Here is a 19,946-nt window from a genome sequence, read left to right on the forward strand (position 1 = left end):
GGCGACCGGATCGCCGGCGCGGACGCCGACGGCGGGGCCGACCGGAGCCGACCCCGCCGTGCGGGCGGAGCGCGCCGCGCCCGACTGCGGGCGGCCGTTAGAACACCGGCGCACCGCCCCGCACGAGGCGCCAGTTCTCGACGTGGAAGTCGGCGGGGTCGATGACGCCGGCGGCCGACGCGTACGAGACGATGGCCTCGCGGATGGCGACCTGGGCGTTGTAGACGACCGGCGCGGTCGCGATGTGCGGGAAGCCGCCGCCGCCCGACTGGCGGTAGTTGTTCACGGCGACGAGGAACTGCTGGTCGGAGCCGACCGGCGCGCCGTCGTAGGTGAGGTTCGCGATCCGCGAGCCCACGGGCTGCGCGATGTCGACGTCGTAGTCGATCCCCGAGAACTGGTCGGAGTTGTAGTCGGGCGTGCCGCCGGCGTTCGTCCACGACGCCGGGTCGACCGGGTCGCCCGGCGCCACCTGCGCGAAGTACTTGGCCGAGTACTCCAGGTAGTCCCGGATCTGCGCCCCGGTGAGGACGGACGCGAGCAGCGTGTTGTCGTAGATGTAGAGACCGGCGACGTCCTTGATCGTCACTTGGCCCGCCGGGAACGTGGCGCCGCGGTTGAACGGCGCGGCGATCGACACGATCGGCAGCGACGCCTCCGGGGTGCCGGCGACGGCGGCCGCGACGGTGTCGGTCTGCACGGCGTTGACGTAGTCGAGGATCGCCGTGTCCTTCCAGCACGCCTCGGCGGCCGACATCGCCTCGGTCGACGTGGCGACGGGCGTGTTGACGTACCGCACGACGGCCTCGTGCTGGGAGCGGACGACGGCGACGAGCGCCGGGTCGTCGACCACGGTCCGCGTGTCGACGGTCAGCGCCGACCCGTCGGCGACGCTCCAGCTGCCGCGCGCGAACTCGAGCCGGAGGTCGAAGACGCTGACCCGCTGGCCCCAGTTCTTGGGCTCGCTCATGATCACCCGGCGGCCCGTCTGCGGGTTGACGACGATCCGCTCCGGGATGTCGCGGTGCGCGTGGCCGAACAGGATCACGTCGATGTCGGGCACCTGCTCGGCGACGAGCGCGGCCGCGTTCTCGACGGGGAGGTCGTCGCCGTACGACGACATCCCGCTGTCACCCGAGTGGGCGCTCACGACGACGATGTCGGCGCCCGCGTGCTTCATCACCGGAACCCAGCGAGCGGCGGCCTCGACGAGCCCCTGCACCTCGATCTCGCCGCTGACGTTCGCCTTGTCCCAGATCACCACGCCGGGGTTCGTGAGGCCGAGTACGCCGACGCGCACCGGCGGGCGCCCCTTCACCTTCATCGTCTTGATCACGTACGGCGTGAACGCAGGGACCTTGGTGCCCGCGTGCACGGCGTTCGCCGCGAGGACGTCGGCGTCCATCTGCGAGATCCAGTTGCGGAGGAAGTCGAGTCCGTAGTTGAACTCGTGGTTGCCGAGCGCCACGGCGTCGTACCCGATCGCGTTCATCTGGGCGGCGATGGGGTGGATCGCGCCCGTCTCGGTCACCGGCTCCACCAGCGCGTAGTAGAAGCCGAGCGGGGAGCCCTGGATGGTGTCGCCGGCGTCGAACAGCATGGTGTGCTCGCGGCCGCGGTCGGCACGGACCTGGTTGACGACGCTCGAGACGCGGGCGAGGCCGATCGCGTTGCCGGCGCTGTCGCTGTAGGTGGCGTCCTTGTAGTAGTCCCAGTTCACGGCGTTGCTGTGCAGGTCGGACGTGCCCATGATCGTGATCGCGAGCGTGTCGTCGCGCGGTGCGGCCTGGGCGGCGCCGGGCCATCCGGCCGCCGCGAGCACGCTGGCCGCGGATGCGCCGATGAGCAGGTTGCGTCGGCTGACACCGGATGCCGCGGGCGCGACCTCCTCGTCGGGCACGGCGCAGGAGCACCAGCGGGGGGTGGGTTCGTGATCGGGGTGCGAGTGTCGGGTCATGGGATCAGATGTGACCACAACGGGGACCCCTCGGACAAGGGGTCCCCGGTGAATTCCGTCTGCTCATTCGCGCACGCGGATGGGCCGAGCTCGTTCACCCTCGTGCGAGTCGTCCCATCCACAGGCGTCGCTCCACGACGTCGGGAAGGTCGATGGGTTCGTCGGCGGATTCGGCCATCCACTGGCGCCGTTCCACGACGTCGGGCGTCACGGAGGCTCCGACCGGTGCGGCACCGGCAGCCGAGGCGGCGGCGCCCATCCAGAGGCGCCGCTCGGCGACATCCGTTCGCGAGGTCTCGCGCAGCGCGAGGCGGCGCTCGGCGACATCCGTCCTGGAGGTCTCGCGCAGTGCGAGGCGCCGCTCGGCGACATCCGTCAGCGAGCGCTGCTCGACCGACGTGTCGGAGCGGGAGCCCACGCCGGCGCAGCCGGCGAGGGGGGCGATGAGCACCGCAGCCGCGAGGGCGGCGATGGCGCGGTGCTGGAAGCGGGAGTTCGTGTCGGTGTTCATGTCCGCAGCGTCTCGCCCCCCGGTATGGCCCCGAGATGTGGGCGGTATGCACCGGGCATACCGCCCGGCGACGCCTGCCCGCGCACGCGGATGGCGCGGAGGCGAGTCGCCTCCGCGCCACCCGGGTGAGAGCGATCAGCGCGCGCCGAGCGGGCTGAGGTCGTCGTCGACGGGGTCGACGGATGCGTCGTCGTCGACCGCGACCGGGGACGGCGTCGACGTCGCGTTCGCTCCGTTCGGGCTGAGATCGTCGTCGACGCTCGATACCGGGAGTCGCAACTGCTCGGCCGCCTGCCGGGCCTGGAGCGGGCTGAGGTCGTCGCGGACGACGGACGACACCGACGTCGTCGCGGACTCGGAGGTGTCCTCCGAGCGGGTGCTCTGGCACCCGGTGAGCGCCACGCCGAACGCGACGGCGGACGCGGCAGCGGTGATGCGGATGAGTGCGGTTGCGGTGTTCATGCCTCGACCGTGCGCCCCACCGGTATGCGAGCACCGTTCGAGGAGTATGCAGTCGGCATTCGTCGATCGCGGCAATGCCGACGGCGGGGCCGACCGGAGCCGGCCCCGCCGTGCGGGTGGAGTCTGGACGCGCGAGGACGCGACCGACTAGCGAGCGACCTCGCCGTCGACGTAGTCGTCCTCGTTGGCCTGGGTCCAGGCGAACAGCTTGCGCAGCTCGCGACCGGTCGTCTCGATCGGGTGACCCTCGCCCTTGGCGCGGAGCTCCAGGAACTCCTTCTGGCCGTTGTCCTGGTCGTCGATGAAGCGCTTGGCGAACGAGCCGTCCTGGATGTCGGCGAGGACCGCCTGCATGTTCTCCTTGACGTGCGGGTCGATGACGCGCGGGCCCGAGACGTAGTCGCCGTACTCGGCCGTGTCGGAGACCGACCAGCGCTGCTTCGAGATGCCGCCCTCCCACATGAGGTCGACGATGAGCTTGAGCTCGTGGAGCACCTCGAAGTACGCGATCTCGGGCTGGTAGCCGGCCTCGGTGAGGGTCTCGAAGCCGTACTGCACGAGCTGCGAGACGCCGCCGCAGAGCACGGCCTGCTCGCCGAACAGGTCGGTCTCGGTCTCCTCGGTGAAGGTCGTCTTGATGACGCCGGCGCGGGTGCCGCCGATGCCCTTGGCGTACGACTTCGCGAGCTCCCAGGCCTGGCCCGAGGCGTCCTGCTCGACGGCGATGATGTCGGGGATGCCGCGGCCGGCGACGAACTCGCGGCGCACCGTGTGGCCGGGGGCCTTCGGCGCGACGAGGATCACGTCGACGCCCTCGGGCGCCTCGATGTAGCCGAAGCGGATGTTGAAGCCGTGGCCGAACACGAGCGTGTCGCCCGTCTTCAGGTTGTCCTTGATCGACTCGGCGTAGATGTGGCGCTGGTACTGGTCCGGCGCGAGGATCACGATGACGTCGGCCCAGGCGGCCGCGTCGGCGACGCTCTTGACCTCGAACCCGGCCTCCTCGGCCTTCTGGGCCGACTTCGAGCCGTCCTTGAGCCCGATGACGACCTCGACGCCGGAGTCGCGGAGGTTCTGCGCGTGCGCGTGGCCCTGCGAGCCGTAGCCGATGACGGCGACCTTCTTGCCCTGGATGAGCGAGAGGTCCGCGTCCTTGTCGTAGTACATCTCAGCCATTGCTGTTCTTTCTCCTTGAGTGTGGTTCGGTGGCGGATGCGCGGCGTGTCGGCCGCGGCATCCGTCGTGCTAGTTCTTGAAGACGCGCTCGGTGATCGACTTGCCGCCGCGGCCGATCGCGAGGAGGCCGGACTGGGCGATCTCCTTGATGCCGTAGGGCTCGAGCACCTTCAGCAGCGCGTTGGTCTTGCCGGAGTCGCCGGTGACCTCGATCACGAGCGCGTCGGTCGAGACGTCGACGACGCGCGCGCGGAAGAGGTTGACGGCCTCGAGCACCTGCGAGCGGGTCGTGTTGTCGACGCGCACCTTGATGAGCAGGTGCTCGCGCTGCACCGACTGCGTCGGGTCGAGTTCGACGATCTTGATGACGTTGATGAGCTTGTTCAGCTGCTTGGTCACCTGCTCGAGCGGGAGGTCCTCGACGTCGACCACCACGGTGATGCGGCTGAGGCCGTCGATCTCGGAGTGGCCGACCGCGAGCGACTCGATGTTGAAGCCGCGGCGCGCGAACAGTCCCGCGACGCGGGTCAGCAGGCCGGGCTTGTCCTCGACGAGGAGGGAGAGCACGTGGGTCGACATGTTCAGTCCTCCTGGCTGAAGGCCGGCGAGTGGTCGCGGGCGTACTGGATGTAGGAGTTGGAGACGCCCTGCGGGACCATCGGCCACACCATGGCGTCGGCGGAGACGACGAAGTCGATGACGACCGGGCGGTCGTTCGTCTCCAGCGCGAGCTTGATCGCGTCGTCGACCTCCTCCTCCTTCGTCACGCGGATGCCGAGGGCGCCGTACGCCTCCGCCATAGTGACGAAGTCCGGGATGCGCACGGTGTCGTGCCCCGTGTTCAGGTCGGTGTTCGAGTACCGGCCGTCGTAGAACAGGGTCTGCCACTGGCGGACCATCCCGAGGGACGAGTTGTTGATGACGGCCACCTTGATCGGGATGTCGTTCAGGGTGCAGGTCGCGAGCTCCTGGTTCGTCATCTGGAAGCAGCCGTCGCCGTCGATCGCCCACACGGTGCGGTTCGGCTCGGCGACCTTGGCGCCCATCGCGGCGGGCACCGCGTAGCCCATGGTGCCGGCGCCGCCGGAGTTCAGCCACGAGTTCGGACGCTCGTACTTGATGAACTGCGCCGCCCACATCTGGTGCTGTCCGACACCCGCGGCGTACACGCCCTCGGGTCCGGTGAGCTCGCCGATGCGCTGGATCACATACTGCGGGGCGAGCAGCCCGTCGGAGGTCGGCGCGAACCCGAGCGGGTACTCGGTGCGCAGGCCGTCGAGCGTGGCCCACCACTCCTCGAGGTCGGGCGCACCCTGCTTGGTGACGTCGCGGTACGCGGCCGTGAGGTCCACGAGGACCTCCTTCGCGTCGCCCACGATCGGCACGTCGGCCGCACGGATCTTGCCGATCTCGGCGGGGTCGATGTCGACGTGCACGACCTTCGCGTCGGGCGCGAACAGCGCCGCCTTGCCGGTGACGCGGTCGTCGAACCGGGCGCCGAGCACGATCAGCAGGTCGGACTCCTGCAGCGCGAGCACCGCGGGCACGGTGCCGTGCATGCCGGGCATGCCGAGGTGCTGCTGGTGCGAGTCGGGGAACGCGCCACGCGCCATGAGCGTCGTCACGACGGGCGCCTTGGTCGTCTCGGCGAGCTCGAGCAGCTCCTCCGACGCCCCCGCGCGGATGACGCCGCCGCCGACGTAGAGCACCGGGCGCTTCGCCTCCGCGATCATCTGCGCCGCGGCGAGCACCTGCTTGCCGTGCGCCTTCGTGATCGGGCGGTAGCCGGGCAGGTCGACCTTCGGCGGCCAGTGGAACGGGAAGGTCGCCTGCTGCGCGTCCTTCGTGATGTCGACGAGCACCGGCCCGGGGCGGCCGGTCGACGCGATGTGCGCCGCGGCCGCGATCGTCGCCGGGATCTCCTCGGCGCGCTTCACGAGGAACGAGTGCTTCGTGATCGGCATCGTGATGCCGACGATGTCGGCCTCCTGGAACGCGTCGGTGCCCATGAGGTTCGAGAACACCTGGCCGGTGATCGCGAGCAGCGGCACCGAGTCCATGTGGGCGTCGGCGATGGCGGTGACGAGGTTCGTCGCTCCGGGGCCGGACGTCGCGATCGCGACGCCGAGCTTGCCCGTCGACGAGGCGTAGCCCTCTGCCGCGTGGCCGGCGCCCTGCTCGTGGCGGACGAGGATGTGCCGGAGCCGGCGGCTGTCGAGCAGCGGGTCGTAGACGGGCAGGATCGCGCCGCCGGGCAGCCCGAAGACGTCGGTGATGCCGATCAGCTCGAGCGAGCGCACGACCGCTTCGGCGCCGGTGAGCATCTCGGGGCCGCTCTGGGACTGCGACAGGGTGGCGGGCGAAGGCACGGGACTGGCTTCCGTGGTCATTCGGTTCCTGTTCATGGTGCGATGGTGAGTTCGGGACAGGCGAGAGCCTCAGCCCGTGGTCGCGCCTTCGGCTGCGGAGCGCACGAGCTTGGAGTACTTCGCGAGGACGCCTCGGGTGTAGCGCGGAGGAAGCGGCGCCCAGCCGTCACGGCGGGCTGCCAGCTCGGCCTCGTCGACCAGTAGGTCGATGGAACGAGCTGCGATATCGACCCGAATCAGATCACCATCGCGCACGAAGGCGATCGGACCTGCGTCCACCGCCTCGGGTGCCAGATGGCCGATGCACAGGCCGGTTGTGCCGCCTGAGAATCGACCGTCCGTCAAGAGTAGTACATCTTTTCCGAGCCCAGCGCCCTTGATGGCGGCGGTGATGGCGAGCATCTCGCGCATGCCGGGGCCGCCCTTCGGGCCCTCGTAGCGGATGACGACGACGTCGCCGTGGCTGATCTCGCCGTTGGTGAGCGCGTCCATGGCGGCGCGCTCGCGCTCGAACACGCGGGCCGGTCCCTCGAACGTCGCCGCGTCGAAGCCGGCGGTCTTGACGACCGCGCCCTCGGGGGCGAGCGAGCCGTGCAGGATCGTGAGGCCGCCGGTCTCGTGGATCGGGTCGTCGAGCGTGCGCAGCACCTCGCCGTCGAGCGGCGGCAGGTCCATCTCGGCGAGGTTCTCGGCCATGGTCTTGCCCGTGACCGTGAGGGCGTCGCCGTGCATGAGGCCCGCATCGAGCAGCGCCTTCATGAGCACGGGCAGGCCGCCGCGGCGGTCGACGTCGTTCATCACGTACTTGCCGAACGGCTTGAGGTCGCCGACGTGCGGCACCTTCGAGCCGATCCGGTTGAAGTCGTCGAGCGTGAGGTCGACCTCGGCCTCGCGCGCGATCGCGAGCAGGTGCAGCACGATGTTCGTGGAGCCGCCGAGCGCCATGCCCACGGCGATCGCGTTCTCGAACGCCTTCTTGGTGAGGATCTGCCGCGCGGTGATGCCCTGCTCCAGCAGGTTCACGACGGCCTCGCCGGAGCGGTGCGCGTAGTAGTCGCGGCGGCGGTCGGCCGAGGCGGGCGACGCGGAGCCCGGCAGCGACAGGCCGAGGGCCTCGGCCACCGAGGCCATGGTGTTCGCCGTGTACATGCCGCCGCAGGCGCCCTCGCCGGGGGCGAAGGCGCACTCGATGCGCTTGGCGTCCGCTTCGCTCATCTTCCCGGCCTTGACCGCGCCGACGGCCTCGAACGAGTCGATGATCGTGATGTCCTTCTCGGTGCCGTCGGAGAGCCGCACCCAGCCGGGGGCGATGGAGCCCGCATAGAGGAACACGCTCGACAGGTCGAGCCGCGCCGCCGCCATGAGCATGCCCGGGATCGACTTGTCGCAGCCGGCGAGCAGCACCGAGCCGTCGAGGCGTTCGGCCTGCATGACGACCTCGACCGAGTCCGCGATGACCTCGCGCGAGACGAGCGAGAAGTGCATGCCCTCGTGGCCCATCGAGATGCCGTCGGAGACCGAGACGGTGCCGAACTGCAGCGGGTACCCGCCGCCGGCGTGCACGCCCTCCTTCGCGGCCTGCGCGAGGCGGCCGAGCGAGAGGTTGCAGGGCGTGATCTCGTTCCACGAGCTGGCGATGCCGACCTGGGGCTTGTCCCAGTCGGCGTCGCCCATGCCGACCGCACGGAGCATCCCCCGACTGGTGGTGGCCTCGATGCCATCCGTGACGACGCGACTGCGGGGCTTGGGATCGATCTCCGACATGGGTCGAGTCTACGGGCCGCGAACGAGCGGTTTCTCCCGCTGCTGCGGCGCATCCGTCGGCATCCGCTCGCCGACGTGTCGACCGCGGGGCGGATGCCGCCTGCGCGACGGTCAGCGGGCGGCGTCGCGCAGCTCGGCGAGCACCTCCAGCAGCTCCGCGACGTCGTCGGGTCCGCGCAGGCGGTAGGCGGCGAGCGACTTGCCCTGGCCGACCTTCACGCCGACGTCGTCGCTCTCGAGCGTCGCGAACGCATCCTCGTCGGTGACGTCGTCGCCGACGTAGATCACCGCGTCGGCGCCGGAATGCTGGCGGAGGCGCGTGACCGCCTCGCCCTTGTCGCTGGCGCGCACCGCGAACTCGAGCACGTTCTTGCCGCCCCGCGTGGGGAGCCCGGGCAGCGCCTCTTCGACGCGCTCCCGTGCGGTGCGCTGCAGCGCGGCGCCGGCGCTCGTGCCGAGGCGGCGGGTGTGCAGGGCGATGCCGGCCGGCTTCCGCTCGACCCACGCGCCGTCGGCGGCGGATGCCGCGTCCTCCACGATCTCGATCAGTTGCTCGAGGCGGGTGAGCTCGCCGTCGCGGAGGTCGAGCGTGACCCCGCCCGAGTCGAGCTGGAGCTCGACGCCGTGCGATCCGCTGAGGAGGGCGGCGACGGGCGGCGAGGCGACGTCCTTGAGGCTGTCGAGCGCTCGGCCGGAGACCAGCGCGATGCGCGTGTCGTCCGACTCTGCGAGCCGCTCCACCGCGGCGCGGGCGCGTTCGGTGGCGCGGGCGTCCTCGGGGCGGTCGACGATCGGCGCGAGCGTGCCGTCGAAGTCGAGTGCGACGAGCAGCCGCTCGACCTCGGCCAGCTTCGCGACGGCCGACCGGAGCGGGCCGGAGACGCCCGGGGCGATCTTGCCGACGCCCGTGAGCGTCTCGAGGAAGGTGGCCGACCAGTTGGCGACGTCGTTCTCCTTCACCCGCTTGCGGAGGGCGCGCATGCGGCGCGCGCGCTCGCGCTTGGGCATGCTGCCCGCCTCGACCATCGCGTCCTTCAGGCCCTCGATGTCGTGCGGGTTCACGAGGATCGCCTGGCGGAGCTCGTCGGACGCACCCGTGAACTCGCTGAGCAGCAGCACGCCGTCGTCGTCGTAGCGGCTGGCGACGTACTCCTTGGCGACGAGGTTCATGCCGTCGCGGAGCGCGGTCACGAGCATCACGTCGGCGGCGAGGTAGAGCGCCGCCATCTCCTGGCGTGGGTACCCGTGGTGCAGGTAGGTGATCGCGGGGTGGCCGAGCGTCGAGTAGTCGCCGTTCAGGCGCCCCACGGTCAGCTCGATCTCGTCGCGCAGCTGCCGGTAGGTCTCGACGCGCTCGCGCGACGGGCTCGCGACCTGCACGAGCGTCGCCTGCTGCACCGAGAGACGCTCGTCGCGCAGCAGCTCGCCGAACGCCTTCATGCGGTGGCGGATGCCCTTGGTGTAGTCGAGCCGGTCGACGCCGAGCATGACGATGTCGGGGTCCCCGAGGCTGCGGCGGATCTCCCGCGCGCGCTCCTGGACCTCGGGCTTGCGGGCGAGCTCCTCGAACGCGGCAGCGTCGATCGAGATCGGGAAGTGGCGTGCGACGACGTGCCGCACCTCGCCGTCCTCCTCGGGCACCTCGACGATCGTGCCGCGCGTCTTGTAGCCGTAGAGGCGGCGGACCGCGCGGGAGAAGTTGCCGGCGTCGGCCGCGCGCTGGAAGCCGATCACGTCGGCGCCGAGCAGGCCGTCGACGACCTGGCGCCGCCACGGCAGCTGCGAGTAGATGCCGAACGCCGGGAACGGGATGTGGTTGAAGAAGCCGATGACGAGGTCGGGGCGGCTCTCGCGCAGCATCCGCGGCACGAGCTGCAGCTGGTAGTCCTGCACCCAGACGACCGCGCCGTCGGCGGCGACGCTCGCGGCAGCCTCGGCGAAGCGGCGGTTGACGGTGACGTACGCGTCCCACCACTCGCGGTGGAAGCTCGGCGGCGCGATGACGTCGTGGTAGAGCGGCCACAGCGTGTCGTTGGAGAAGCCCTCGTAGTACTCCTCGAGCTCGTCGGCCGACAGCGGCACGGGGACGATCGAGATGCCGTCGTGCTCGAACGGGTCGAACTCGCGGTCGGCGACGCCGGCCCAGCCGACCCACGCGCCGTCGTTCGCGCGCATGACGGGCTCGAGCGCGGTCACGAGGCCGCCGGGCGAGGACTTCCACTGCGTCTCGGCGCCCTCCCCGCCGACGTAGTCGACGGGCAGTCGGTTGGAGACCACGACCATGTCGTAGATCGGCGCGACCAGTGGCGCGTCCTCGGAGTCGGTGGCGGGCTTCACGTCGTCGGAACCTCCTCGCGGAACGGGATTCAGGCTAACAGTCCGAACGTCCCCACCTGATCCCCAGCAGTCGGGGCTAGACTTCGAGCCTCATGATCCGCATCGGTATGAGCACCACCTGTGTGTACCCCCTCGAGCCCGAGCACGCCTTCCGCATCGCGAAGGAGGCCGGCTTCGACGGGGTCGAGATCATGGTCACCAATGAGGCGACCACGCAGGACCCCGTGGCGCTCAACGAGATGGCCGAGCGGTACGGGCTCCCGATCCTCTCGATCCACGCGCCGGTGCTGCTGCTCACCCACTTCGTCTGGGGCCGCGATCCGCGTGTGAAGCTCGCGAAGACCGCGGAGCTGGCGAAGGCGGTGGGTGCAGGAAGCGTCGTGGTGCACCCGCCGTTCCGCTGGCAGGCGAGCTATGCGCTCGAGTTCCTGTCGATCGTGCGGGAGCTCTCCCAGGAGCACGGCGTCGAGATCGCGGTCGAGAACATGTTCCCGTGGCGTGCCGCCGGCCGGAACGTGAAGGCGTACGCCCCCGGCTGGGACCCGCGCGCCATGGACTGCGACGCCGTGACGCTGGACTTCTCGCACGCCGCCCTCTCGGGCACCGACAGCATGACGCTGGCGAACGACCTCGGCGACCGCCTCCGGCACGTGCACCTGTGCGACGGGTCGGGCGCGATCGGCGAGGGGCAGATCTTCGACGAGCACCTCCTGCCGGGTCGCGGACGCGAGCCCGTCGCGGAGGTGCTGCGCATGCTCGCCGATCGCGGATGGGACGGCTCGATCGTCGCCGAGGTGAACACGCGCAAGGCCAAGACCGAGGCGGAGCGGCTCGAGATGCTGCGGGAGACCGTCGCGTACGCGCGGGAGCACGTCGCCGTCGACGCCGCCGCCGAGCACGGGTCGCCGCTGCGTCGCGTCATCGACGCGATCGTGCCCGGCCGCCAGTCCTAGCTCGGGCGTCGCCTCTGGCGCTCACGGCGCCGGTTCGGTCGGCGGCGCCGAGCGATCGCCCGACGCCGCCGCGTGCGTCATGCCGGGGCGGCTGCGAATCGCGTGGCCGCGCGGATGCCGCGCCTCCGCGCGACCACGATCGCCGTTCCGGCGACCCCCAGCACCCCGAACAGCACGAGGGCGCCCGCCGCGGCCCACACGCCCGCTCCCCCGACCCCGGCGACGATGAGCTGCATGCCCTGCACCGCCCAGGTGAGCGGCAGGAACGGGCTGATCGCCTGGTAGGGACCGCTGACGACCTCGAGCGGGTAGAGGCCACCGGATGCCGCGAGCTGCAGCACCACGAGCACGAGCGAGACGACCGTGCCGATCCGGCCGAGCCAGGCGCTGAGGAACGCGTGGATCGCCGTGAACACGACCGCCAGCAGCGCGGCGAACGCGAGCGTCTGCGGCAGGAGCGCCCAGTCGACGCCGAGCACCGTGTGCATGAGCGCGACGACGGCGGCGGCCTGCGCGAGCCCGATCAGCGAGCCGCGGAAGAGCGTGCGGCCGACGAGGCGTGCGGTGGGCGCGGTGCTCGCGAGCGCCTCCCGCGTGAACGGGCGGAAGACGAGGTACAGCGTCATCGCGCCGAGCCACAGTCCGATGGGGCCGATGAGCATCGCGACGACCTGGCCGAGCGAGGTGATCTCGTTGTCGCGTGTCGCCTGGGCGACGACCGGGTCGGCGACGACGCCGGCGGTTTCCTCGGGGTCGAGTCCCTCGAGCGAGGCGGTGCCCTCGGCGCCCTGCGCGAGCCCGTCGGCGAGGTCGGTGGTGCCGTCGGCGAGCTGCGAGGCGCCGGCGGCGGACGCGCTCGCGCCGTCCTGCAGCCGGGTGAGGCCGCTCGCGATCCCGCTGACGCCGGAGGCGAGCCCGTCTGCACCGTCGCGCAGTGCGGGCGAGCCGGCCGCTGCCTGCGCGGCCCCGCCGGACAGTTGCGAGATGCCGGACTGGAGGCCGTCGACGCCGGAGCCGGTCCCTGCGACGAGCTGCGCGCCGCCGGCGGCGAGCTCGTCGAATCCGCCGGCGGTGCCGGTGCGCAGTTCGTTCCCGCCGGCGACGAGCTGCGAGAAGCCGTCGGCCGTGCCGGTGCGGAGGTCCGCGCCACCGGCGAGCAGCGAGTCGAACGTGTCCGACGTGCCGGCGATCAGGCCCGCGCCGCCGTCGGCGGTGGCCCGTACGTTCGCGACGTACTCGTCGATCGCCGCCTGGAGCATCGCGCCGGTCGGATCGGCGGCGAGCAGCGCCGGCACCGACGCCGCGAGCTGCTCGCCGCCGTCGGCGAGCATCCCCACACCGGCGACGTAGTCCGTCGTGGCCGCCGTGAGGCCGTCGCCGGCCTGGCTCACGCCGTCGACGTACGCGGCGATACCGCCGTCGACGCCCGTCCCGGCCCGACCCACGCCGTCGACGTACGCGGCGATGCCCGCATCGATCCCGGAGCCGGCCTGCGCGACGCCGTCGACGTACTGCGAGACGCCGGACGTGATGCCGTCGAGGCCGCCCGCCTGCGCGTCGAGCGAGCCGAGCCCGCCTGCGAGCTGGTCGACGCCGGACGTGTACTGGTCGACGCCGGCGGCGTACGCCGCGGCGCCGTCGGCCGCCTGCGCGGAGCCGTCGGCCGCGGAGCCGATGCCGCCCGCGAGCTGGTCGAGCCCGGTCGCGAGCGAGTCCGCGCCTTCGGCCAGCTGCCCGGCGCCGTCGGCGGCGTCGCCGAGCGACCCGCCGACCTGCACGAGGTTGCCGTAGAGGCCCTCGAGGTACTGGGTCGTGAGCTCGTGCCCGAAGGTCGTCGCGATCGCGTCGCCCACGGCGGACCCCACGGTGCCGGCGAGGTAGCTGTGCGCGTCGTCGGTGCGGATGTCGAGGGAGGCGGTCGTCGGCGCGTCCCCGGCGAGCGAGGTGACCGAGGCGGAGAAGTCGGCCGGGATGGTCAGCACCGCGTACGCGTCGCCGTCGGCGAGCGCGGCCGCCGCCTCCTCGTCGTTCGAGATCGTCCAGTCGAAGCCGGTGTCGGCCTCGCCAGTGAGCTCGGTCACGAGCAGCCGGCCGGCGAGCACGGGCTGCTCCTCGCCGTCGGGGGTCGTCGTGGTCACCATCTCGTCGTTGTTGACGACGATCGCGGGGATCGCGTCCATGCGATCGTCGGCGCCGCCGATCGCCCCGGCGACGAGGCCGGCGACGGCGAGCGGGACGGCGATCACGGCCGCGAGCAGGGCGGCGCGGCGGATGCGCCGCGAACCCGGGCGCGCGGCGGAGTCGGTGCGGGTCATCGGAGGGCCTCCTGGGGGCGGACGACGAGGTCGAGGGAGCGGATGCCGCGACGCTCGAACGCCGCGTCGGCGTGGTCGAGGTCCGCGTCGGGCGCGGTGGTCGCGATGAGCAGGACGTCGGCGGGCACCAGTCGCGCGAGCGCGGGCCACAGCCGGTCGGGGATGCGGGAGGCGCCGTCGAGCTCGACGACCACGGCCCGGGGCCGCTCGGCGAGCGCTGCGGCGACGGCGACGAGCACGCGGTCGAGCGTGTCGAGCTCGGCGAACGGCGTCTCGGGGTCGAGTGCACGCGCCCGCCAGGCGAGCGGGTCCGCGGCGGCCGTGCGCGCCTCGGCGACGCGGCGGAGCGCCGTGGCGACGGCACCGCGGCTGGAGTCGAGGCGGTACCAGGCGCGGGTCGCGTCGATGCGTGCGGCGACGAGGTCGCCCGCCGTGGCGCCGGCGGCGGCATCCGTCACCGTGTCGGCGACCGCGACGCGGCGCATGACCGCGCCCGCGTCGGTCGGCAGCGGCCGGCCGAGCACGGCGAGGCGGCCGCCCGCGGGCAGCACCCGGCCGGCGAGCGTCGCGCCGAGCAGGCGCCGGTCGGCCGGTCGCCCGCGCACGAGGAGCGCGCCGCCGCGCGGCACCGCGACCGAGACGGGGCCGAGCGGACGCTCGGGGTCGCCGAGGAGCAGGTCCTCGGCGAGCACGTCGGCGTCGCGGCCGGCCGCCCACTCGGACTCCGCGAGATGGGCGCGCAGGCCCTCCCCCTCGATGTCGACGTCCGGCAGGATGCGTCCGAGCCACTTCGGCAGCCACCACGCACCCCGTCCGGCGAGCGCCATCGCGGCGGGCACGAACGTCATCCGGACGAGGAACGCGTCGAACGCGACGCCCACGGCGAGCGCGAACGCGATGCCCTTGATGACCCCCGTGCCCTCCGGGACGAAGGCGAAGAAGACGAAGAACATGATGAGCGCGGCCGCCGTGACCACGCGCGCGGCGTGCTGGAAGCCGTGCACGATCGACGTGCGGGGCTCGCGGGTCTTCACGTACTCCTCGCGCATGCCCGAGACGAGGAACACCTCGTAGTCCATCGCGAGGCCGAACAGCACGGCCATGAGCAGGATCGGCAGGAAGCTGAGGATCGGGCCGGGTTCGATGTGCATCAGGTCGGCGAGCCATCCCCACTGGAACACCGCGACGGTCAGGCCGATGGCGCCGAACGCCGAGAGCAGGAAGCCGAGCGCGGCCTTGAAGGGCACGAACACCGACCGGAACACGACGAGCAGCAGGATCACCGAGAGGCCGACGACGATGAGGGCGAACGGCACGAGCGCGTCGTTGAGCCGCTGCGAGATGTCGATCGAGACGGCCGTGTAGCCGGTGACGGCGATGGGCGTGCCGTAGTCGTCGACGACGGACTCCTCGAGCGCGCGGATGTCCTGCACGACCTGCTTGGTCTCCGGATCGTTCGGGGCCGACTCCGGGATCACCTGGATGATGGCGGTGTCGGCGGTCTCGTTCGGGAGTCCCTGGCCGACGTACGCGACGCCGTCGACGTCGGCGAGTCGCGCGCCGATCGCGTCGAGGTCCCCGAAGATGTCGGTCGTCTGCGTGATGTCGACCGTGACGATGAGCGGTCCGTTGTAGCCCGGCCCGAAGCCCGCGGCGATCATGTCGTACGCCTCGCGCTGGCTCGTGCCCTCCTCGCCCTGGCCGCCGGGGAGGTTGAGGTCGAGGCTCGCGGCGGGCACGGCGGCGGCGCCGAGCAGGCCGACGACGAGCAGGACGAAGACGACGGGCGCCTTCAGCACGGTGTCGACCCAGCGGCGGCCGAGGGTGCGCGTGCCGGAGTCGTCGGCGGCGACCCCGCGGCGGTGGGCGCGGCTGCCCGGCTTCGGCGCGAGCCGGCCCTTCGCGAGGCCGAGCAGGGCCGGCAGCAGCGTCGTCGCGCCGATGACGGCGACGAGCACCGCGAACGCGGCGGCGACGCCCATGACGCTGAGGAAGGGGATGCCGACGACGAGCAGGCCGAGCAGCGCGATGATGACCGTGAGTCCGGCGAACACGACGGCGCCGCCCGCCGTCGCGACGGCCTCGGCCGCGCTCTCCTCGGGATCCATGCCCCGGGCGAGCTGGGTCCGGTGCCGCGACAGGATGAACAGCGCGTAGTCGATGCCGACGGCGAGGCCGATCATGACGGCGAGCATCGGCGCCGTGCTCGACACGGTCGCGAAGGCGGCGACGAGCGAGATGCCGCCGAAGGCGGTGCCGACGCCGACGATGGCGGTGAGCAGCGGCATCCCCGCCGCCAGGAGCGAGCCGAACGTGATGAGCAGCACCACGCCCGCGAACAGCACGCCGAACGCCTCGGTGATCGTGAGGCCGAACGTGGTCTCCTGGAAGACCTCGCCGCCGAACGCGACCCGCAGTCCCGCGTCGCGGCCGATGTCGCCGGTCGCGAGGACCGCATCGATCTGCTCCTGGGTGACCTCGGTCACGGGTCCGTCGAACTGGACCTGGATGTACGCCGTGCGGGCATCGCCGGAGACCTGGTCGCCGGCGTACTCGTCGAACGGTCCGAGCACGCTCGCGACGCCGTCGACGCCCTCGAGTTCGCCCTCCATCCCGGTGATGGCGTCGCGGTACGGTGCGTTCTCGACCGAGTCGCCGTCCGGGGCCTCGACGACGGCCTTCGCGGAGGCGCCGGCGGTCTGCGGGAAGACCGCCGCGAGCTGGTCGATCGCGTCCTGGGACTCGGTGCCGGGGATCGCGTAGGACTCCTGGAGCTGGCCGCCCAGGCCGATGCCGGCGCCGACGAGGCCTCCGAGGGCGAGCACCCAGGCGACGATGACGACCCAGGCCCGACGGTAGGCGAAGCGTCCGATGCGGTGGAGGAGCAGTGCCACGGTTCTCTCTCAGTTGCCGGTGGTGCGAACGGGGGTGAGGATCTCGGAGATGATCCGGTGCAGCGCGTCGCGCAGCTCGTCGTCGGACGGGATCATCTGCTCGTCGGCGAAGGTGCGGCCGGCGGTCAGCAGGAAGGCCGCGCCGCCGAGCGCGATGCCGAACCGGACCTGGTCCTCGACGCTCTCGCGCTCCTCGCAGACCGCGGCGGCGAGGCGGCGCACGGCGACGTTGGCGCGGGCGATGATCGGCAGCTCGGAGAGGCTCGGACCCTGGATGAGGAACACGTGCACGGCCTGCCGATGCAGCAGGAGCAGGTCGACGACGCGATCGACGAGCGTGCGCCGACGGCCGGAGCCGCGGCCGGCGAGGAACTCCTCGAGCACGGCCTCGAAGCCCTCCACGGCGGGCTCGATCGCCGCCTCGAGGAGGGCCTCCTTCGACCCGTAGTGGTAGAGCACGCTCGACTTCGCGTACCCGGCGGCGTCGGCGATGTGCTGCAGCGACGTGCCGGCGAAGCCGACGGTGGCGAACTGCTCGAGGGCGGCCTGCTTCAGCTCGTCGGCGGCGCGCGCACGCGGGACGGGCGTGACTTCGGTGGGCATGCGATCGACGCTAGTTGACCGATCGGTCAGATCCTGCCCGATCGGTCAGACTCGGGGTGTTCTCCCAGTCTCAGGGGAGGCACGCGGCGAAGAACTCGCGCACGTCGGCCGTGAAGGCCTCGCGGCTCTCGCTGAGCGTGTAGAACATGTGCCCGCCGTCGTAGGCGCGCAGGCGCACGCGATCGCCGGTGGCCGGAGCCAGTCGCATGAGGTCGACGATCCGGCGGGAGCTGTGCAGCGGCGTCACCAGGTCGTGGCGACCGTGCACGATGAGCGCCCCCAGGTGCGGATTGAGGGTCAGGCCCCTGCGGAGGTCGTCGACCGACCCCGGAGGGGCTTCGAGGGCGTGGTGGTCGTCGTCGGCGACCCACTTCTTGTTCACCTCGTAGCTGAGCACCGCGTACTGCCGGTCGGTCTCCACCCCGATCTCGGCGCGCAGCAGGTGATTGATGGCCATGGTGAACGCCGCCGTCGAGCCCGCCAGGGTGTGCTCGCCGCCTTCGAACGACACGCGATCCGGGAACGGGTCGACGACGGTCTGCGTGACGTCGTAGAGTCCCGCGACCTCGCCGCGATCGCGGAGGATCTCGCGGGCCCAGCGGTCGATGCCGATGCGGCCCTGCAGCTGCTCGACCACGGCGGGGGCGAGTCCGACCAGGTCGGCCAAGCGCGCCAGCACGGCGGACCGCTCCTCGGCCGGCACCGAGGCGCCGCGCATCAGGAACGTCGCATAGTCGGTCGTCGCGAACGCTGAAGCGGCTGCCGCGACCGCATCGGCGCCGTCCGCCGCCTCGGGCGCCCGGCAGCGCCCGTGGTGCAACGCGCCCGCGGCCATGGTCGGAATCGTGTCGACGTACGGGTCGGTCGCGTAGTCGGTGAAGGTGAGCGGGGTGATCTCCAGCGCCGGCGAGATGAGGACCGCGCCGGCGAGCCCCACGCCCTCGTCCTTCGGCAGCGACCACGCGAGCCGCCCGACGCGGTAGCCGCCGTAGCTCTCGCCGGCGATGAACACGGGCGCCGACCACCGGCGATTGCGCGACAGCCAGCGGCTGATGAACTCGCGCATCGCCGCGAGGTCGCGGTCGTAGCTCCAGTAGGTCGGCGCAGCCTCGCCCGGCTTCGGCTCCGACGGGATGGGACGCGAGAACCCGGTGCCGACCGGGTCGATGAACACCAGGTCGGTGTCGGCGATCCACGAGGCGTCGTTGTCGACCATGCGCACCGGCATCCGCGCCGTCGAGCCGTCGTCGGGCAGGACGACACGTCGGGGCCCGATGGCCCCGACGTGCAGGTACGCGGAGGAGGCGCCCGGTCCGCCGTTGAACACGAACGTCACGGGACGATCGGCGGCCTCGTCGGTGGCGAGGTACGAGACCGCGAAGACCTCGGCGGCCGGCGACTCCTCCCGGCGCAGCACCGTCCAGTCCGCGGTCGCGGTGAGCGAGATGGGCTCATGACCGTCGGGCGCCCACGTCATGGGGGCGCTCGCGCCGGGGGGCGCCGCCCATGCGGGGGTGACGGGGCCGCGGGCCCCGGCCTTCCCGTCCGATGCGCCGCCCGCCGTCGCGCCGTCGGTCGTGTCTGCGGATGGTTCGGGCATCGTCGCCTCCTGGGTGCACAACTCGCGCTTCGCGCCCTCAGCCTAGTGAGCGCCGCCACCCGTCAGCGGCTGCGACCCCGGCCCCAACCGGACGCGCCCGTCAACCGGTCGCGCGGCCCGAGTTCGACGCGATAGCGTTGCGGAATGCGCAAGTACCTCTTCAGTGGAGCGGTCCTGAGTTCGCTGTTCGGCGCGGTCGGAGTCATCCGCGCCACCAAGGCGGGACCGCGTGACTGGAGGCTCCTGCTCATGTGGGTCTCCTGGGCCGCCACCCTCGCCATCGCGATCGGCACGGTCGCCGACGAGCAGAAGCGCCGCGAGCTGGCCGAGTAGCCGCCCGCACCCGCACCGTCCGCGTCCGACGGCTCCGCGCCCCAGCGGCGTGTCCGAGCCCGGGGGGTCGCCGCGTGACGGACACTGGACGAAACCGCCGTCCGCCGAGTCCGCCACCTGCTCCGATCGAGAGGACACCGATGTTCCGCCGCTGGCGTCGCGCGCGGCTCGCCGCACAGGCCGCAGCCCACACCGCCCCCGCCCCGTCGCCCCGGGCGACGGCCGCGGACCTCCGCGGCGAGCAGATCTTCGAGCTCGTCAACGCGCGGCTGTCGCGATTCATCGGCCCGGACGGCCAGTGGTCCCTCGTTCGCCGCAGTGCCGAGGATTCCGACCACATCTTCCAGTCGATGCTGACCCACCAGATCGCCGCCGAGGTGACCCGCGCGATCCTCGAGGAGCGCGAGCAGGTGGCCGTCGTGGTGCCCGCCGAGGAGGCGTCGCTCGCCCTGAGCTGGAGCCCGGCGCCGCTCGTGGTGTGGGCCGACCCGGTCGATGCGGTCGATCCGGTCGAGACCGACGAGACGGATGCCGCGACGCCGGCGGCCGAGCCCGTGCTCGTCGCCGACGTCGTCGCCGAGGACGGCGCGCGCGCCGCCTGATCGCGACGCGCCCCCTGCCCGAGCGCACCGTGCGCATCATCGGGGCGGACGGGTCGGAGCGCTGAACCGC

Annotated in this window: 15 protein-coding genes; 3 read left to right on the forward strand and 12 right to left on the reverse strand. The window is 72.0% G+C overall.

All coding sequences use genetic code 11. The features are described 5' to 3' along the window. Window positions 1-97: 97 nt before the first annotated feature. The 8 genes from ABD230_RS04040 to ABD230_RS04075 all read right to left on the reverse strand — a co-directional run bounded on the left by ABD230_RS04040 (window position 98) and on the right by ABD230_RS04075 (window position 10,522). Window positions 98-1,900: a bifunctional metallophosphatase/5'-nucleotidase gene (locus ABD230_RS04040; RefSeq protein ID WP_344369631.1), complete on the reverse strand. Its 1,803-nt coding sequence runs from the start codon at window positions 1,898-1,900 to the stop codon at window positions 98-100. Window positions 1,901-2,051: 151 nt separating this feature from the next. Then, window positions 2,052-2,468, reverse strand: a complete 417-nt coding sequence (locus tag ABD230_RS04045) for a hypothetical protein (protein WP_344369634.1) — start codon at window positions 2,466-2,468, stop codon at window positions 2,052-2,054. Window positions 2,469-2,603: 135 nt separating this feature from the next. Then, window positions 2,604-2,930 (reverse strand): hypothetical protein, encoded by a 327-nt coding sequence (locus tag ABD230_RS04050; protein WP_344369635.1) that lies wholly within the window; start codon window positions 2,928-2,930, stop codon window positions 2,604-2,606. A 147-nt stretch (window positions 2,931-3,077) separates the two neighbouring features. Next, entirely contained in the window at window positions 3,078-4,106 is a 1,029-nt protein-coding gene (gene ilvC, locus ABD230_RS04055) for a ketol-acid reductoisomerase (protein WP_344369636.1), read from the reverse strand. 69 nt (window positions 4,107-4,175) lie between these two features. Further along, window positions 4,176-4,685 carry an acetolactate synthase small subunit gene (gene ilvN, locus ABD230_RS04060; RefSeq protein WP_344369637.1) on the reverse strand — a complete coding sequence of 170 codons (510 nt, stop codon included), beginning with the start codon at window positions 4,683-4,685 and terminating at the stop codon, window positions 4,176-4,178. Window positions 4,686-4,687: 2 nt separating this feature from the next. Beyond that, a complete protein-coding gene (locus tag ABD230_RS04065; RefSeq protein ID WP_344369638.1) occupies window positions 4,688-6,496 on the reverse strand; it encodes an acetolactate synthase large subunit in 1,809 nt (602 codons plus the stop codon). Between the two features lie 48 nt (window positions 6,497-6,544). Continuing rightward, a complete protein-coding gene (gene ilvD, locus ABD230_RS04070; protein WP_344369639.1) occupies window positions 6,545-8,239 on the reverse strand; it encodes a dihydroxy-acid dehydratase in 1,695 nt (564 codons plus the stop codon). A 111-nt stretch (window positions 8,240-8,350) separates the two neighbouring features. Beyond that, window positions 8,351-10,522 (reverse strand): bifunctional alpha,alpha-trehalose-phosphate synthase (UDP-forming)/trehalose-phosphatase, encoded by a 2,172-nt coding sequence (locus ABD230_RS04075; RefSeq protein WP_344370114.1) that lies wholly within the window; start codon window positions 10,520-10,522, stop codon window positions 8,351-8,353. Window positions 10,523-10,668: 146 nt separating this feature from the next. Here ABD230_RS04075 and ABD230_RS04080 point away from each other — a divergent pair, with 146 nt between their 5' ends. Continuing rightward, complete coding sequence (locus tag ABD230_RS04080; RefSeq protein ID WP_425546182.1) at window positions 10,669-11,529, forward strand: sugar phosphate isomerase/epimerase family protein; 861 nt, start codon at window positions 10,669-10,671, stop codon at window positions 11,527-11,529. A 77-nt stretch (window positions 11,530-11,606) separates the two neighbouring features. Here ABD230_RS04080 and ABD230_RS04085 read toward each other — a convergent pair whose 3' ends face one another. The 4 genes from ABD230_RS04085 to ABD230_RS04100 form a co-directional block, all read right to left on the reverse strand. Then, window positions 11,607-13,844, reverse strand: a complete 2,238-nt coding sequence (locus ABD230_RS04085) for a YhgE/Pip family protein (protein WP_344369642.1) — start codon at window positions 13,842-13,844, stop codon at window positions 11,607-11,609. Continuing rightward, window positions 13,841-16,738: an MMPL family transporter gene (locus tag ABD230_RS04090; protein ID WP_344369643.1), complete on the reverse strand. Its 2,898-nt coding sequence runs from the start codon at window positions 16,736-16,738 to the stop codon at window positions 13,841-13,843. The genes ABD230_RS04085 and ABD230_RS04090 overlap by 4 nt, the downstream gene beginning before the upstream one ends. A 9-nt stretch (window positions 16,739-16,747) precedes the next feature. Continuing rightward, window positions 16,748-17,341: a TetR/AcrR family transcriptional regulator gene (locus ABD230_RS04095; RefSeq protein ID WP_344369644.1), complete on the reverse strand. Its 594-nt coding sequence runs from the start codon at window positions 17,339-17,341 to the stop codon at window positions 16,748-16,750. A gap of 70 nt (window positions 17,342-17,411) precedes the next feature. Then, the gene (locus ABD230_RS04100) at window positions 17,412-18,941 is read right to left on the reverse strand and encodes a S10 family peptidase (protein ID WP_344369646.1); all 1,530 of its coding nucleotides are present in this window, start codon (window positions 18,939-18,941) and stop codon (window positions 17,412-17,414) included. A 144-nt stretch (window positions 18,942-19,085) separates the two neighbouring features. On the opposite strand from ABD230_RS04100, the gene ABD230_RS04105 reads away from it, so the two are divergent. Both ABD230_RS04105 and ABD230_RS04110 read left to right on the forward strand, forming a co-directional pair. Then, entirely contained in the window at window positions 19,086-19,274 is a 189-nt protein-coding gene (locus tag ABD230_RS04105; protein ID WP_344369647.1) for a hypothetical protein, read from the forward strand. A gap of 140 nt (window positions 19,275-19,414) precedes the next feature. Beyond that, window positions 19,415-19,876, forward strand: coding sequence for a hypothetical protein (locus tag ABD230_RS04110; protein ID WP_344369649.1), 462 nt, complete (start codon window positions 19,415-19,417; stop codon window positions 19,874-19,876). The last annotated feature ends 70 nt before the right edge of the window (window positions 19,877-19,946 follow it).

The sequence above is a fragment of the Agromyces tropicus genome, from assembly GCF_039531345.1.
In the GTDB taxonomy this organism is placed as follows: domain Bacteria; phylum Actinomycetota; class Actinomycetes; order Actinomycetales; family Microbacteriaceae; genus Agromyces; species Agromyces tropicus.